The organism is Sodalis sp. RH19 (genome assembly GCF_047324215.1).
Taxonomy (GTDB): domain Bacteria; phylum Pseudomonadota; class Gammaproteobacteria; order Enterobacterales; family Enterobacteriaceae; genus Acerihabitans.
This window is the reverse complement of sequence record NZ_CP178734.1, coordinates 5,176,521-5,191,141: the sequence shown is the minus strand read 5'-3', so window position 1 is coordinate 5,191,141 and position 14,621 is coordinate 5,176,521. Positions and strand designations below refer to the sequence as shown.

At 56.8% G+C, this 14,621-nt stretch carries 14 protein-coding genes; 11 read left to right on the top strand and 3 right to left on the bottom strand.

Annotated elements, in window-relative coordinates:
- Positions 1–16: 16 nt before the first annotated feature.
- Positions 17–229 carry an RNA chaperone/antiterminator CspA gene (gene cspA / locus ACL2XF_RS23410; protein WP_410013305.1) on the bottom strand — a complete coding sequence of 71 codons (213 nt, stop codon included), beginning with the start codon at positions 227–229 and terminating at the stop codon, positions 17–19.
- 587 nt (positions 230–816) lie between these two features.
- Between cspA and ACL2XF_RS23405 the strand changes: the two genes are divergently transcribed.
- The 4 genes from ACL2XF_RS23405 to ACL2XF_RS23390 all read left to right on the top strand — a co-directional run bounded on the left by ACL2XF_RS23405 (position 817) and on the right by ACL2XF_RS23390 (position 4,991).
- Positions 817–1,842 (top strand): amino acid ABC transporter substrate-binding protein, encoded by a 1,026-nt coding sequence (locus tag ACL2XF_RS23405; protein ID WP_410013304.1) that lies wholly within the window; start codon positions 817–819, stop codon positions 1,840–1,842.
- 78 nt (positions 1,843–1,920) lie between these two features.
- On the top strand, positions 1,921–3,099 hold the full coding sequence (locus tag ACL2XF_RS23400) for an amino acid ABC transporter permease (RefSeq protein WP_410013303.1): 1,179 nt from the start codon (positions 1,921–1,923) through the stop codon (positions 3,097–3,099).
- A 15-nt stretch (positions 3,100–3,114) separates the two neighbouring features.
- Positions 3,115–4,221, top strand: a complete 1,107-nt coding sequence (locus tag ACL2XF_RS23395; protein ID WP_413728852.1) for an amino acid ABC transporter permease — start codon at positions 3,115–3,117, stop codon at positions 4,219–4,221.
- An 8-nt stretch (positions 4,222–4,229) separates the two neighbouring features.
- Positions 4,230–4,991, top strand: coding sequence for an amino acid ABC transporter ATP-binding protein (locus ACL2XF_RS23390; RefSeq protein WP_410013302.1), 762 nt, complete (start codon positions 4,230–4,232; stop codon positions 4,989–4,991).
- 24 nt (positions 4,992–5,015) lie between these two features.
- On the opposite strand, the gene ACL2XF_RS23385 is transcribed toward ACL2XF_RS23390, so the two are convergent.
- Positions 5,016–6,188 (bottom strand): ROK family protein, encoded by a 1,173-nt coding sequence (locus ACL2XF_RS23385; RefSeq protein ID WP_410013301.1) that lies wholly within the window; start codon positions 6,186–6,188, stop codon positions 5,016–5,018.
- Between the two features lie 263 nt (positions 6,189–6,451).
- Here ACL2XF_RS23385 and ACL2XF_RS23380 point away from each other — a divergent pair, with 263 nt between their 5' ends.
- From ACL2XF_RS23380 to ACL2XF_RS23360, 5 genes are read left to right on the top strand one after another with little or no spacing between them, the layout of a single operon-like run.
- Positions 6,452–7,705: an extracellular solute-binding protein gene (locus tag ACL2XF_RS23380; RefSeq protein WP_410013300.1), complete on the top strand. Its 1,254-nt coding sequence runs from the start codon at positions 6,452–6,454 to the stop codon at positions 7,703–7,705.
- A gap of 10 nt (positions 7,706–7,715) precedes the next feature.
- Complete coding sequence (locus tag ACL2XF_RS23375; protein ID WP_410013299.1) at positions 7,716–8,618, top strand: carbohydrate ABC transporter permease; 903 nt, start codon at positions 7,716–7,718, stop codon at positions 8,616–8,618.
- The gene (locus tag ACL2XF_RS23370; RefSeq protein WP_410013298.1) at positions 8,615–9,454 is read left to right on the top strand and encodes a carbohydrate ABC transporter permease; all 840 of its coding nucleotides are present in this window, start codon (positions 8,615–8,617) and stop codon (positions 9,452–9,454) included. The genes ACL2XF_RS23375 and ACL2XF_RS23370 overlap by 4 nt, the downstream gene beginning before the upstream one ends.
- Positions 9,455–9,478: 24 nt before the next feature.
- Positions 9,479–10,429 carry a carbohydrate kinase family protein gene (locus ACL2XF_RS23365; RefSeq protein WP_413721553.1) on the top strand — a complete coding sequence of 317 codons (951 nt, stop codon included), beginning with the start codon at positions 9,479–9,481 and terminating at the stop codon, positions 10,427–10,429.
- A gap of 3 nt (positions 10,430–10,432) precedes the next feature.
- Positions 10,433–11,524 (top strand): ABC transporter ATP-binding protein, encoded by a 1,092-nt coding sequence (locus ACL2XF_RS23360; RefSeq protein WP_410013296.1) that lies wholly within the window; start codon positions 10,433–10,435, stop codon positions 11,522–11,524.
- Positions 11,525–11,554: 30 nt separating this feature from the next.
- On the opposite strand, the gene ACL2XF_RS23355 is transcribed toward ACL2XF_RS23360, so the two are convergent.
- Positions 11,555–12,307, bottom strand: coding sequence for an SDR family NAD(P)-dependent oxidoreductase (locus ACL2XF_RS23355; RefSeq protein WP_410013295.1), 753 nt, complete (start codon positions 12,305–12,307; stop codon positions 11,555–11,557).
- A gap of 208 nt (positions 12,308–12,515) precedes the next feature.
- Between ACL2XF_RS23355 and ACL2XF_RS23350 the strand changes: the two genes are divergently transcribed.
- Complete coding sequence (locus ACL2XF_RS23350) at positions 12,516–13,439, top strand: AraC family transcriptional regulator N-terminal domain-containing protein (RefSeq protein ID WP_413721554.1); 924 nt, start codon at positions 12,516–12,518, stop codon at positions 13,437–13,439.
- Between the two features lie 482 nt (positions 13,440–13,921).
- Positions 13,922–14,440 (top strand): hypothetical protein, encoded by a 519-nt coding sequence (locus ACL2XF_RS23345; RefSeq protein WP_410016717.1) that lies wholly within the window; start codon positions 13,922–13,924, stop codon positions 14,438–14,440.
- Positions 14,441–14,621 lie beyond the last annotated feature (181 nt).

The following is a 14,621-nucleotide window of genomic DNA, read 5'->3' as shown; positions in this document are numbered from 1 at the left end:
TGGCTGAGTAATTAAATTACAGAGCAACAACGTTGGCAGCAGACGGGCCTTTCTGGCCGCTTTCAATGGTGAATTCAACGCGCTGACCTTCGTCAAGGGTTTTGAAATCATTGCTCTGGATGGCAGAGAAGTGTACGAACACGTCTTTGCTGCCGTCAGCAGGAGTGATGAAGCCGAAACCTTTACCAGCGTCAAACCATTTAACGATACCAGTCATTTTGTCAGACATAGATACTTCCTTCATAATTATTTGTGCCACAATGTGGCGTGGTGAATAGGTCTGTTTGCCAGGGATTACTTACTTATGGGCACTTAAGAAGGAAATTCGTCGAAGAAGTGATGGTCTGCTATCGCTTTTACTTGAACAACTTTACTAAAATGACTTACATAAATAGGTCTGTACTACAAACCGTTGACGCTATTTACTCATAAAACCCCCCGCCGCGCAAGCTTTAATTATCAAATGAATTTTTAAGGTGCAATGACTGCACCCAAGGCGATGTTGCGCCCGCATCCCATGCGCCCAATCAAGGCGGTTCGACAACAATTTTTGCCAACCCGCTCCCAGATAACGGAACCCGGGGCGTCATAGTGGTGCGTCCGCCGAATCACTGCACTATATTTGTGCATAACTGTCCCGTTTTGGCGCGGCGCGGCTGTTAATAAAGTGTGAGTTCACCCGCCAGGCAAGCAACTGCCAGATTGGCATCCCCTTTGCTATAGAGGTAACTGGCACTATGCCAACAGACAGGATGGATGCGCAGCGAAAGTGCATCAAAACCACTGGCTTTAATTTTCTGCCTCACAGGATGCTTTATGAAAAAAATGATGATTTCCACCTTGGTTGCCGCAGCCACCCTTTTTGCGATAGCCAATCAGGCACATGCAGGCGCGACGTTGGACGCGGTAAAGAAAAAAGGTTTTGTGCAATGCGGTATCAGTGACGGTTTGCCCGGCTTTTCTTATGCCGATGCCAGCGGTAAATTTACCGGTATCGACGTGGACGTCTGCCGCGCCGTCGCCGCCGCCGTCTTCGGCGACGATACCAAGGTCAAATACACGCCCTTGACGGCAAAAGAGCGTTTTACCGCGCTGCAATCCGGGGAAGTGGATATCCTGTCGCGCAACACGACCTGGACCTCGTCCCGCGATGCGTCCATGGGCATGGTGTTCGCCGGCGTGAACTATTATGACGGTATCGGCTTCCTGACCCATACCAAGGCCGGACTGAAAAGCGCCAAGGATCTCGACGGCGCTACCGTCTGTATCCAGGCCGGTACCGATACCGAGCTGAACGTAGCGGATTATTTCAAAGCCAATAAAATGCAATTTACCCCGGTGACCTTCGATCGTTCCGACGAAAGCGCCAAGGCGCTCGAGTCCGGCCGCTGCGACACCCTCTCTTCCGACCAGTCACAGCTCTACGCGCTGCGTATCAAGCTGGGCAAGCCCGACGATTATGTCGTACTGCCTGAAGTGATTTCCAAAGAGCCGTTGGGACCGGTGGTGCGTCGCGGTGATGAAGATTGGTTCACCATTGTCAAATGGTCGCTGTTCGCCATGCTCGATGCCGAAGAAATGGGCGTGACCTCGAAAAACGTCGATCAGCTGGCGGCCTCGCCGGCAACACCCGATATGGCCCATCTGCTGGGTAAAGAAGGTAACTTCGGCGAACAGCTGAAGCTGCCTAACGATTGGGCATACAAAATCGTTAAACAAGTAGGGAATTACGGCGAAATTTTCGATCGTAACGTCGGCGCCGGCAGCGAGCTTAAAATCAAGCGCGGCCTGAATGCATTATGGAATCAGGGCGGCATCCAGTACGCGCCGCCGGTACGTTAATACCAGCCACAGTGCGAGAGCGCCGGCGTAGTCCGCCGGCGCTTTTCCAGCAGATAAATTTATACTGAGGCTTTGCGCATGCAACAACGCCAAACCGTAAAAGGTGCCTTTTCGTTGACCAACCCTGCGGTTCGCGCCTGGGTCTACCAGATACTGGCCGTGGTGGTGGTGGTAGCCTTTGGCGGCTATATCCTGCACAACACGCTGACTAATCTCAGCAACCGCGGCATCACGTCCGGCTTTGGTTTCCTGCATGACGCCGCCGGTTTCGGCATCGTGCAGCATCTTATTCCTTTCGAACAGGGCGATACCTACGGACGGGTGTTTATCGTCGGGCTCCTCAATACATTGCTCGTCTCCGCGCTGTGTATCGTGTTCGCTTCCCTGCTCGGCTTTTTTATCGGCCTGTCGCGACTGTCGGAAAACTGGCTGTTACGTAAACTGTCGACCATCTATATCGAGACTTTTCGTAATATTCCGCCGCTGCTGCAAATCTTTTTCTGGTATTTCGCCGTGCTGCGCAACCTGCCCGGTCCGCGCCAGGCGGTTAATGCCTTTGACGTGGCCTTTCTCAGCAACCGCGGCCTTTATATGCCCACCCCGATGATGGGCGAAGGCGCGGCCGCCACCCTGGTTGCGCTGGTTGCCGCCATCCTGGCGTCGGTTATCCTGTTTCGCATTAACCGCCGCCACCAGATGGCCACCGGCGAACTGCGCCGCAGCTGGCCCTGGATTGTCCTGCTGTTGATTGCGCTGCCCGCCGGCGCGCAGTGGCTATTCGGCGCGGCCCTCCATTGGGATTTGCCGCAATTGCGCGGGTTTAACTTTCGCGGCGGCATGGTGCTTATCCCCGAACTGGCCGCCCTGACGCTGGCCCTTTCGGTTTATACCTCCACCTTTATCGCCGAAGTCATTCGCTCCGGCATCCAATCGGTACCCTTCGGCCAGCATGAAGCGGCCCGTTCGCTGGGGCTGCCTAATCCGGTCACGTTAAACCAGGTTATCCTGCCGCAGGCGATGCGCGTGATTATCCCACCCCTGACCAGCCAGTACCTGAATATCGTCAAGAACTCCTCGCTGGCGGCCGCCATAGGTTACCCGGATATGGTCTCGCTATTTGCCGGGTCGGTGCTCAACCAGACCGGCCAGGCGATTGAAACCATCGCCATCACCATGTCGGTCTATCTGGTTATCAGTTTGGGGATTTCGTTCTTAATGAACATTTACAACCGGCGTAAAGCATTGGTTGAGCGCTAAGAGACCTTCATGACCATGACAATCAATCCCCATGAACCCGTAGCGATAGCGTCGCGCAGCCGGCTGGCCCTGGCGGTGCTTTGGATACGCCAGAACCTGTTTTCCAGCCTGTCCAATAGCCTGCTGACCCTGTTTTGCCTGTGGCTGCTGTGGATTATTATCCCGCCCATGTTCAACTGGCTGATATTGCAAGCCAATTGGGTGGGCACCACCCGCGCCGACTGCACCCGCGACGGCGCCTGCTGGGTCTTTATCCACGCCCGCTTCGGCCAGTTCATGTATGGCCTGTACCCCTTCGACCAGCGCTGGCGCATTAACCTGACCCTGGTGGTCGGATTGCTGAGCCTGCTGCCGATGTTCTGGAAAGGCATGCCGCGTCGCGGACGTTATATTGCCTGCTGGGCGGTGTTGTTCCCCATTTTTACCTGGGTGATGCTGTATGGCGGCTTTTTCGGTTTATCCCGGGTGGAAACCCGTCAATGGGGCGGGTTGACCCTGACGCTCATCATCGCGGCGGTGGGCATTGCGGGCGCGCTGCCCCTGGGCGTGCTGCTGGCGCTGGGCCGGCGGTCGAAAATGCCGGTGGTGCAATGGTTTTGCATCATATTTATCGAGTTCTGGCGCGGCGTGCCGCTGATCACCGTGTTGTTCATGTCGTCGGTCATGCTGCCGCTGTTCCTGTCGGAAGGGACCAATATCGATAAGCTTATCCGGGCGCTGGTAGGGGTGATCATGTTCCAGTCGGCCTACGTGGCGGAAGTGGTGCGCGGCGGCCTGCAGGCCTTGCCCAAGGGCCAGTACGAGGCGGCCGAATCGCTGGCGCTGGGTTATTGGAAAACCCAGGGGCTGGTGATCCTGCCGCAAGCCCTGAAAATGGTGATTCCCGGCCTGGTCAACACCATCATTGCGCTGTTTAAGGATACCAGCCTGGTGGTGATTATCGGTTTATTCGATTTGTTCAGCAGCGTGCAGCAGGCCACGGTCGACCCGGCCTGGCTCGGGATGTCGACGGAAGGGTATGTCTTCGCCGCGGCAGTCTACTGGATTTTTTGTTTTAGCATGTCCCGCTATAGCCAACATTTGGAAAGGCGCTTTCAAACCGGGCATTCCTCCACCCATTGAGGTACATAATGAGCGACAATAACGCCATCCAGTCTGACCGTTTGATGATTACACTGGAAAACGTCAATAAGTGGTTCGGTCAGTTCCATGTATTGAAAGATATCAATTTGCAGGTAAAAGCCGGCGAACGCATCGTGCTGTGCGGCCCTTCAGGTTCGGGCAAGTCCACCACCATCCGTTGTATTAACCATCTGGAAGAGCATCAGCGGGGCACCATCGTGGTGGACGGTACCCTTTTGAATGACGATCTGCGCAATATCGAACGCGTGCGTACTGAAGTGGGCATGGTGTTCCAGCATTTCAACCTGTTCCCGCACCTGACGGTGCTGCAGAACTGCACCCTGGCGCCCATTTGGGTGCGCAAGATGCCGAAAAAAGAGGCCGAGGAGCTGGCCATGCATTATCTGCAGCGGGTGCGGATTGCCGAGCACGCGCATAAATTCCCCGGCCAGCTGTCCGGCGGCCAGCAGCAGCGGGTGGCTATCGCCCGTTCGTTATGCATGAAGCCGAAAATCATGTTGTTTGACGAACCCACCTCGGCGCTGGATCCGGAAATGGTCAAGGAAGTGCTCGATACCATGATCGGCCTGGCCAATGACGGCATGACCATGCTGTGCGTGACGCATGAAATGGGCTTTGCCCGTACCGTCGCCGATCGGGTGATCTTTATGGATCGCGGGGAGATCGTCGAGCAATCCGCGCCGGACGAGTTTTTCACCCAGCCGAAATCAGAGCGCACCCGCGCCTTCCTGTCCCAGATCCTGCATTGATCGACCACCGGGGCGCCGCCCCGGTTATTTCAGCAGCACCTCGTATTGCGGATTAAACTCATCGAATATCGGCAGCGCCGCGGCGCCCAGCGCGGCGGTGTCGGTACCGTTCAGCCCAATCCTGACGCGGTGGCCGTCGCTGTATTTGCTGCGCACCGAGCGCAGCAGCGGATGCAGGCGCCCGACAATTTTTTCCACCAGCGGCTGTGGCATTTGGCCGCCGATAATCACCGCTTCGGCGTCGAAAATGCATTCGAGGATATTGATTGCCTGCCGGGTTGCCGGCAGGACCGCGTCGATCCAGCGGTCAAAGCGGGCGTGTTCCACGTGCAGCAGGTCCCCGGGCATGGCGATCATGGGATCCAGCCCGCAGGCCTCATAAGCCGATTGCAGGGATAAATAGCGTTCCAGGCAGCCATGATTGCCGCAGGAGCACAGGCGCCCGCCGGGCTGCACCACCATGTGGCCGACCTCGCCGGCATTATGCGCATGGCCGGTGTAAATATGGCCGTCGGTGAAAATGCCCGCGCCCAGGCCAGTGCCGATATAAAGATAGATAAACGAATCCAGCTGCTTGGCAATGCCGTGGAACCGCTCGCCGATGGCGGCCACCGTAGCGTCGTTCTCCAGGGTCACCGGCAGGCCGGTTGCCGTCGTCAATTCCGCCACCACATCGACATGTTCCCAGCCGTGCAGGGTGGTGGGTCCTTCGGACGATAGGCCCTCGACGCCAAACGGCCCCGGCATCACCACCCCGATCCCCAGCATTTTGCCCCAGTCGACCGGCGCCTGCTGCTTCATCTCCGCCAGCAGCTCTTTGATCAGCGCAAGCGTTGCACCGGGCTGGGGCTTTTGCACCAGGCAAAGGCGCCGGAAGCGGACATTGCCGGTAAGATCGACCAAGACCATCAGCAGGGTCTGGTGATCGAGATGAATGCCTATCGAATAAGCGCTGTCCGGATTCAGGGTCATGGGTACCGCCGGCTGGCCGCGGCCGCCGACATGGCGTGGCGCATGGGAGGAGAGAATGCCGGCCTGGCCGAGCTCGGCTGCGATATTGGATACGGTCTGCGGCGTCAGCGCCGTCAGGCGCGCCAATTCCGCCCGCGTCAACTCGCCGTTTAACCGAATGGCCTCGATAACCACGCGCCGGTTATGCGCCCTGGCATGTTCCAAATTGGTACCTGATGTTCTCATGAGTCCATACCCCTCACTGCCTGTGGCGCCAGTATGTGTGCTTGTTATAGAGCAATCAAATTGATTTATTAATTCCCGGGCAGTGTTTTCGGCATGGCTATTGCAAGTTTCTCTGCAGGATAGCGGCAATTGTTGCCAGGTATGTTAAGAGAATGTGGCGCGATAGCGATCACAAGCTGAGAAGTTAAGCATTGCTTTCGTCTATTAAAGCAATCAAATTGATTTAATTACCCACACGCAAACCATCTGATCCCGGAGAGAGCATGAACATAAAGACCTTCTACCCCGCCCTGACGCTCTGCGCATTGTCGGTCCTCTCGCTGGGACTCCCGGCACAGGCCCAGGCGAAAACCCAAATCAACGCGCTGTTCATGACCCAGGCCGCCTACAGCGAAAACGATATCCGCGCCATGACCACCGATTTCACCCAGCAGCATCCGGATATCGACGTCAACCTGGAATTTGTACCCTACGAAGCCCTGCACGACAAAATCGTCGCGGCGCGCGGCGCGGGCGGCAATGGGTACGATGTGGTGCTGTTCGACGCCATCTGGCCGGCGGAATTTACCAAATTCGGCCTATTACAGGATGTCACGGCACGGATTAACGCCGACGACAGCAAAAAGATTTTCCCCGGCGCCATGAGCACCGTTACCTATCAGGATAAGGTTTGGGGCCTGCCCTGGATCCTCGACACCAAATACCTGTATTACAACAAGGCGATGTTGAGCAAAGCCGGCATCACCACGCCGCCGCAGACCTGGCAGCAGGTGGAGCAGCAGTCCGAGATTTTAAAGCAAAAGGGCATCGTGAAGTATCCGCTGGTCTGGAGCTGGTCGCAGGCGGAAGCACTGATTTGTGATTACACCACGCTGGTATCAGCCTTTAAGGGCGACTTCTTTACCGCGGGCAAGCTGAATTTCAGCAACCCGGGCTCGCTGCAAGCGGTAAATTATATGAAGGAAACGCTGGATAAGGGCCTGACCAATCCCAACTCGCGCGAATACCTGGAAGAAGATGTGCGCAAGGCATTCTCCAACGGCGACGCGGCCTTCGCGCTCAACTGGACCTATATGTACAACATGGCCAACGACCCGAAACAGAGTAAAGTGGCCGGCGACGTCGGCATAGTGCCGGCACCGGGCGCGCAGGCCGGCGGCGTTTCGGCGGTCAACGGCTCGATGGGCCTGGGTATTGCCAAGGCCAGCCAGCATCCCGAGCAGGCATGGCAATATATCAGCTATATCACCTCGCAACCGGTACAGGATAAATATTCGCGCCTGAGCCTGCCCATCTGGAAATCCTCCTATGATGACCCCAAGGTGCAGCAAGGTCAGGAGCCGTTAATCGCCGCTGCGAAACAATCCCTGAATGTCATGTTGTCCCGCCCGGCCATTCCCGCCTATTCACAGTTGTCCAACGTGCTGCAGCAAAACCTGCAGCAGGTGTTGCAGAACCAGGCTACGCCGGAAGCGGCCATGCAGGCGGCGACGAAAGGCGCGGAACGTTTGCGTTAAGGATTTAGCCATGCTCAGTTTGCCGCAACGTGAGCGTCGTCAGGCATGGGTGCTGCTGGCGCCCATGCTGGTGATGATGTTTTTGCTGACCGCCTGGCCGCTGGGCCGGACCCTGTGGCTCAGCTTTACCGACGCCGCGCTGATTGGCGGCGGCGCCGTGCCCGCTTACGTGGGTTTCGCCAACTATCTGTATGCGCTGACCGACCCGGACTTTCTGGCGGCGCTGGCGCGCACGCTTTATTTTACCCTGGTGTCGGTGGCCTTTGAAGGCGTTATCGGCGTACTGGTGGCCCTGCTGCTGAACCAGAAATTTTACGGCCGCGGCCTGCTGCGGGTGCTGGTAATCCTGCCCTGGGCGCTGCCGACCATTGTTAACGCCATGATGTGGCGGCTTAATTTCAATCCCGATTACGGCAGCGTCAACGCGTTGCTGACACAAACCGGTGTCATCGATCGTTACCGCAGTTGGCTCGGCTCCCCCGACTCGGCGATGAACGCGGTGATGATTGCCGATATCTGGAAAAATTACCCGCTGGTGACGCTGCTGACCCTGGCGGCGCTGCAATCGATCCCGGACGATCTGTTCGAGGCCGCGCGTATCGACGGCGCCTCCGCCTGGCGGCGATTTCGCGCCATCACCCTGCCGGCCATCCTGGCTCCACTTGGCGTGGCGCTGATCTTACGCACCATCGACGCCTTTAAGATCTTCGACATTATTTATGTCATGACGCGGGGCGGCCCGGTGGACAGCACCAAGACCCTGAGCTTTTTCGTCTATCAGGAATCGTTCAGCTACCTGCGCGCCGGCAGCGGCGCCGCCTATGCCATCCTGATGACCATTCTGTGCGGGATTCTGATTGCCGTTTACATGCTGATGCTGTCCCGTCAGCGCCGCCGGGGAATAGAATCATGAAACGCAGGATCCGCATCGTTTTACGCTACGCGGCGGCGGCGCTGCTGGCGATAACCATACTGGCGCCCATGCTGTGGCTGTTTTTAATGAGCGTCAGCTCGGCGGCGGATTTAGCCCGCATCCCGCTGGAATGGCTGCCGCGACAATGGGACTTCAGCCGCTACGCCCGCCTGCTATCGCTGGCGCCGGGCCAGCCGGGCGCGCTTTTCCTGCACGCGCTGGCCAACAGTATGGTGATTGCCACCGGCGCGACGCTGATTTCGCTGCTGCTGGCCGTGCCGGCGGCGTTCAGTTTTTCCCGCTATCCCGGCCGTGAGGGCTGGTTGATGGGCAGCCTGGCTATTTATATGGTGCCGCCGGTGGCGTTTGTCCTGCCGCTGTATTTTGTTTTGCAGCAGTTGTCGTTACTGAATACGCATCTGGGACTGGTGTTGGTGTACTGTTCGCTGATCCTGCCTTTTCTGACCTGGATGCTGAAAAACCAGTTCGACGCGCTGCCGCTGGATATCGAACAGGCGGCGCGCCTCGACGGCCTGCGTTTTTGGCAGGTGCTGTTGCGCATTACCCTGCCACTGGCCAAACCGGCCGTGGCCGCCTCGGCGGTGTTTGGCTGGCTGCTGGCCTGGGATGAATTTTTCTATGCCTTGTTATTTACCAACAATATCCAGGCGCAAACGCTGCCGGTCACTATCGCCGGTTTTACCGCCGGCCGGGCCACGGACGACGGGCTTATCGCCGCCGTCGGCATCCTGGCCTCGGTTCCGCCGCTGTTTATCGCCATCTGGCTGCAAAAATCCCTGGTCAGCGGTTTAACCAGCGGCGGCAGCAAGGGCTAAAAAAGGGACGAACTGGATACCTTCATGACAACATCCGCGATCGACGCCACGCTGTATGTGGTGGGCAATATCAATATCGACCTGATTATGGGCACCCTGCACCATTGGCCCGCCCGCGGAACCGAGGCGATGCTGGAACACAGCGCCATGCGGCCCGGCGGCTCGGCGGGCAACTGCGCGCTGGCGCTGGCGGCGCTCGGCACGCCGCACCGGGCGGTGGCCAATCAGGGAGACGATCATTTTTCTTCCTGGCTGGCGGGTTATTTTACCGCCAGCGCGCCCTTCTGGCCGCGTTATGCCTGCGAAACCTCGCTGACGGTGGGCCTGACCCATCCTGATAACGAACGCACCTTTTTCAGCAACCAGGGACATATCGTGCGCCTGACGCGGCAAGACGTGCTGATGCAGCTGCCGCCGCAGGCGACGCCGGGGGATATCGTCTTATTATGCGGCACCTTTCTCTGCCTGCGGCTGCTAAAGGAGTATCCGGAGCTGTTGGCTACGCTGCGCCGCCGCGGTTTTCAGGTGGCGGTGGATACCGGCTGGCCCCCCGACGGCTGGAACGAGCGCCTGCGTAGGGATATCGCCCGCTGGCTCGGTTACTGTGACTATTTATTATTGAATGAAGTGGAAACGCTGGGCCTGGCGGACAGCGGCGATCTGGCGCTGGCCGGAAAAACGCTGGCGGCGCAGCTCACGCCCGGCGGCGCCTGCGTCATCAAGCGCGGCGCGTTGGGTGCCACGGTATATGAGAGGCAGGGGGAATTTTCCCACGCCGCCGAGCAGGTCGAAATCAAAGATACCATCGGCGCCGGCGACAGTTTTAACGCCGGTTTTCTCAGCGCCCTGCTGTACGGTTATAACCGCCGCCAGGCGCTGCGCTGGGGCATTCGTGTCGCCGGGCAGGCCATAGGCAGCTCGCCGCGTCAGTATCCTGACCGGGCATCCCTTCAATCCCTTGCCGGTGAGGAATAATCCATGGCCAGCGTCGAACTCGTCAAGATCGCCAAACGTTATGGCAAACATACCGTGCTTAATCCGCTGGATCTCACCATCCCCGACGGCAGCTTTACGGTGTTAGTCGGCCCCTCCGGCTGCGGCAAATCCACCCTGCTGCGCCTGCTGGCCGGGCTCGATACCGTCTCCGACGGCGATATCTTTATTGATAAACAGCGTATCAACGACCTGGATCCGGCGGATCGGGATATCGCCATGGTGTTCCAAAGCTATGCGCTTTACCCGCATTTGACGGTCGCGGAAAACCTGGCGTTTCATATGCAGGTAAAAAAAGTACCGCGCCAGGAACAGCAAAGCAAAGTTGAGCAAGTCGCCCGCATGCTGGGTATCGAACGCCTGTTGCGGCGGCTGCCGAAGGCGCTGTCCGGCGGGCAGCGCCAACGTGTGGCCATGGGCCGCGCCATGGTGCGCAATCCGCGGGTATTCCTTTTTGACGAGCCGTTGTCCAATCTGGATGCCCAGTTGCGCATGGAGCTGCGCGCCGAGATTAAATCGCTGCATCAGCAGCTCAAAACCACCACGGTATATGTTACCCATGACCAGGTGGAGGCCATGACCCTGGCCGATCAAATTGTGGTGATGAAGGAAGGCAATATCGTTCAGCAAGGCAGGCCTCTGGAAATTTACGATCGGCCGGCCAATACCTTCGTGGCGCGTTTTATCGGCTCGCCGCCGATGAACCTGCTGGAAGGGAAGGTTGAGACACGCGATGGGATTGCGGGCGTAAGCTGTGGCGCACTGTGGTTCCCGCTGCCGGCAAAATGGCACGCTGCGGCAAAGCTTCAGGGCGGCGCGCCGGTGACGCTTGGCATTCGTCCGCATGATTTCCTGCGCCTTGATGCTTCGGAACAGCCCGCCGCCACGTTGCGCGTGATGGAGGTAACCGGCGAGACCAGCCTGCTGCACGTAGACTGGGGCGGTTTCCCGCTGCATGTCCAGTTTGCCGGCCGGATCCTGTGCCAGCCCGGGCAACCGCTCTGGCTGGAAACCAAGGCGGAAAGCCTGCATTTGTTTGATACGCAAAGCGGCAACCGGCTTGGCGAGACCCGTTAAAGCGTAGGCGCGGGCGGCAATCCGCGTTGATCAGTAACCCACGCCTCGCACTCCGCCCGCGGCCCTAATGTATTCGCCTGTTACCCAATGTGCATCATCGGACGCCAGGAACACCGCAACGGGCGCAATGTCTTCCGGCTCGCCGAAACGGCCCAAGGGTGTTCCGGCAATAAGTTTTTCCCCCAGTTCGCCCGCAAAATGACCTTTCGTCGCAGGCGTATTGGTGTGGCCGGGCAGAATGGCATTGACCCTGATCCCACGGGGGCCCAACTCCCTGGCCAACGCCAGGGTCAGGGTATCGACCGCCCCTTTGGTGGCTGAATAAACACTGGATGCAAGATAAGGGTCGGTGCTGAGGATGGAGCTGATATTGATGATGCTGCCCCCTGATTTGCCGAAATGCTTTACCGCTTCACGAACAGCCAGTAGATACCCCAGCACATTGATATTAAACTGCTGATGGAAGGCTTCCTCCGTAAGGTCTTCAATCATTTGAAACACCGCGACCCCGGCGTTATTTACCAGAATATCCAGCCTACCGTAGTCCGCTCTGACCGTATCGAACAAGCGTGTGACGTCGCGTGCCTTGCTCATATCCGCCTGAATAGAGACTGCGGTGCCGCCCTGCGCCTGAATCTGCGCGACAACCGCGTCGGCCTCGTCCTTGCTTGACGCATAGTTTACGACGACCGTCGCGCCCGCAGCGCCAAACGCTTTGGCAATGCCGGCGCCGATGCCTTTTGATGCGCCGGTGACAACCGCTATTTTGCCTTTAAGTTTCATATAATTACCTTTTATATCGTTGAGTAATGGCTCGCGGGGGTGAAGGTGGTCAGATCTCAGAGATCCGGACGCAACGCCCGCTTGCCAATAGCATAGGGTCAACAGCCGGCCAGCGGCGTGCCCGTTCTTCTCTCATCCTTGCCTGATCTTCTCACTCCGCTTGCTTTGCCATCGGGTTTACCCCATAGTCAATTGCATGAACAATGCAATGGATGAGCTGCGCAGCATCGTTATGCGTGCAGGAAACACGTGGACAGATACCGGCCTATCGCACGTAATCATGGTGCGGGCCGAGGCGTGCGCGGATCGGGTTTATCAGCCCATGCTGCACTTGGTTCTACAGGGCTCCAAGACGCTCTCCATTGGGGATCAGGTTTTGGATTATGCAGCGGCGACCTATTTTCTCGTCCCCGTGGATGTACCCGCCACCGGCGAGATCCATTCGAGCGGACCGGGGCAGCCCTATCTTGCGATCGGCCTGGCCCTTGATGTCAAGGTCATCGCCACGTTGCTCGCTGGTGAGTCCGAAGCGGATGCGCGTCCAAACACGGGGGGCTTTTCCGCGGTGACCGCGCCTGCTGAAATGATTGATGCATGGTTGCGTATGATGAGACTTATTAATCGCCCGCGAGAAGCCGCGATCCTTGCCCCCATGATCGAGCGGGAAATTTTGTTTCGGGTACTGCAAGGGCCGCTGGGCGGTATGCTGCGCGAAATCGCCCGCCCCGAAGGCCGTTTGTCGCAGATTCGACGCGCCACCCTGTGGATCCGTGAGCACTACACCGAACCATTCCGCGTCGAGTCGCTCGCGGCAATGTCCGATATGAGCGTCGCGGCTTTCTATCGTCACTTCAAATCCATCACCGCCATGACGCCGATTCAATACCAGAAGCGTCTGCGTCTGCTTAGGGCCCGTTGGTTGCTGTTGTTCGATCCTCAGGACGCCGCTGCAATCGCATTTACCGTTGGGTATGAAAGCGCCTCACAATTCAGCCGTGAATATGCACGCCTGTTCGGCATGTCACCGGTGCGGGATGCCGCCAGGTTCAGGTCAGCGCCAGCCTCAGGCGGCGCTTCAATGATGGATGCGGGCGTTTCTGAAAGCTTAAGTCGCGTCTCTTCGTCCGGGTAGCGAACCGCCAGGGTTGATGTCTATGCAAAAGCCCGCTGTTGTCACCGAGGTTTTTTGCAATTGCATGCCTGACAATTGACGATTGCTTCTGACGCCAACGTTGCTGCGAAGATGCATAATGTCATCGGCACAGACGCCTTCCTGTACCTATCCGGCTGATAAACTATAAAATAAAAAACGCCTGGGCCAATGGGATTTATTACACAATGCTGTGCCATTATCTACCTCAGGGTAGCCGGTTATACTGACCGGGGGAATATGCTGAACGCAACCGGAAAGTGGTTAATCACAGGCTGGCAGCCAGGTTTGCAGCGGGTGGTCTCAGGCAAAATCTGATTGAAAAAATAAAGCCTTTTTCTTTGTGCGAATTTAAACTATATCTTAGATATATTCATTACAGAATTCTCTCTCCCCCTCTTGATGTTTTTTTTAATTATTTTCAGATAAAAGATATAATTTTTATTATCAAAGAGATTATTAAAATGTTTAAAAACTCAAGCAAAGCTTTATGTTTTTTTATACTTATCGTCGCCACCAGAACGTATGCCAGAGAGATAAACTTATATTCCGCCAATACCGGTTCGTTTGTGTATCACTTGACTGGTAATTATGGGCAATATAATGAGTTTTTTGATAATAAATTCTTATCAGTCGAGCGCAAATTTTCTGAAGATTCCAACTACAGTATATTGCTTGGGACGATGAACAACAGTTTCGGGGACCGCTGTCTGGCAATGGGATTGAGAAGGGACTGGATATCGGGTGACTCCGGCTGGGTTTTTAAAGGGATATATGGTTATACAGGGGAATTTTTTTTTGACGCTTTCAGTCGTTGCGGTGATCATGGCGCCTATAAAAATTTTAAGAAAGCGACTGGAATAGGATTTGCGCCATATATTTATCATGCTATTCAATACAATTTTACAGATTACTTCGGTATTGAAACTGGAATAATCATTCCTACCGTACTTGTCATCAGCGTGCAATGGAGCTTCAGATAAATGTTTGTTACCCGTTATACGCAAGCCGGGTAGCGAACCGCCAGGGTCACGGACATGAAAAAGCCCTCTGTTTGCACAGAGGGCTTCGCCAATGGGATGCCTGGCAGTTGATGTCCGCCTGCGGCGGCCACCCTGCGGGCCGCCGCAAGCGGCGTTCAACAGGCTCCGCCTGTTGTCCTAC

What these genes read in the sequence shown, in the direction of transcription:
- ACL2XF_RS23380 (WP_410013300.1), top strand. Translation starts at nt 6,452, where the DNA reads ATGAACATAAAGACCTTCTACCCCGCCCTGACGCTCTGCGCATTGTCG.
- ACL2XF_RS23345 (WP_410016717.1), top strand. Translation starts at nt 13,922, where the DNA reads ATGTTTAAAAACTCAAGCAAAGCTTTATGTTTTTTTATACTTATCGTC.
- ACL2XF_RS23360 (WP_410013296.1), top strand. Translation starts at nt 10,433, where the DNA reads ATGGCCAGCGTCGAACTCGTCAAGATCGCCAAACGTTATGGCAAACAT.
- ACL2XF_RS23395 (WP_413728852.1), top strand. Translation starts at nt 3,115, where the DNA reads ATGACAATCAATCCCCATGAACCCGTAGCGATAGCGTCGCGCAGCCGG.
- ACL2XF_RS23400 (WP_410013303.1), top strand. Translation starts at nt 1,921, where the DNA reads ATGCAACAACGCCAAACCGTAAAAGGTGCCTTTTCGTTGACCAACCCT.
- ACL2XF_RS23390 (WP_410013302.1), top strand. Translation starts at nt 4,230, where the DNA reads ATGAGCGACAATAACGCCATCCAGTCTGACCGTTTGATGATTACACTG.
- ACL2XF_RS23355 (WP_410013295.1), bottom strand. Translation starts at nt 12,307, where the DNA reads ATGAAACTTAAAGGCAAAATAGCGGTTGTCACCGGCGCATCAAAAGGC.
- ACL2XF_RS23405 (WP_410013304.1), top strand. Translation starts at nt 817, where the DNA reads ATGAAAAAAATGATGATTTCCACCTTGGTTGCCGCAGCCACCCTTTTT.
- ACL2XF_RS23365 (WP_413721553.1), top strand. Translation starts at nt 9,479, where the DNA reads ATGACAACATCCGCGATCGACGCCACGCTGTATGTGGTGGGCAATATC.
- cspA (WP_410013305.1), bottom strand. Translation starts at nt 229, where the DNA reads ATGTCTGACAAAATGACTGGTATCGTTAAATGGTTTGACGCTGGTAAA.
- ACL2XF_RS23375 (WP_410013299.1), top strand. Translation starts at nt 7,716, where the DNA reads ATGCTCAGTTTGCCGCAACGTGAGCGTCGTCAGGCATGGGTGCTGCTG.
- ACL2XF_RS23370 (WP_410013298.1), top strand. Translation starts at nt 8,615, where the DNA reads ATGAAACGCAGGATCCGCATCGTTTTACGCTACGCGGCGGCGGCGCTG.
- ACL2XF_RS23350 (WP_413721554.1), top strand. Translation starts at nt 12,516, where the DNA reads ATGGATGAGCTGCGCAGCATCGTTATGCGTGCAGGAAACACGTGGACA.
- ACL2XF_RS23385 (WP_410013301.1), bottom strand. Translation starts at nt 6,188, where the DNA reads ATGAGAACATCAGGTACCAATTTGGAACATGCCAGGGCGCATAACCGG.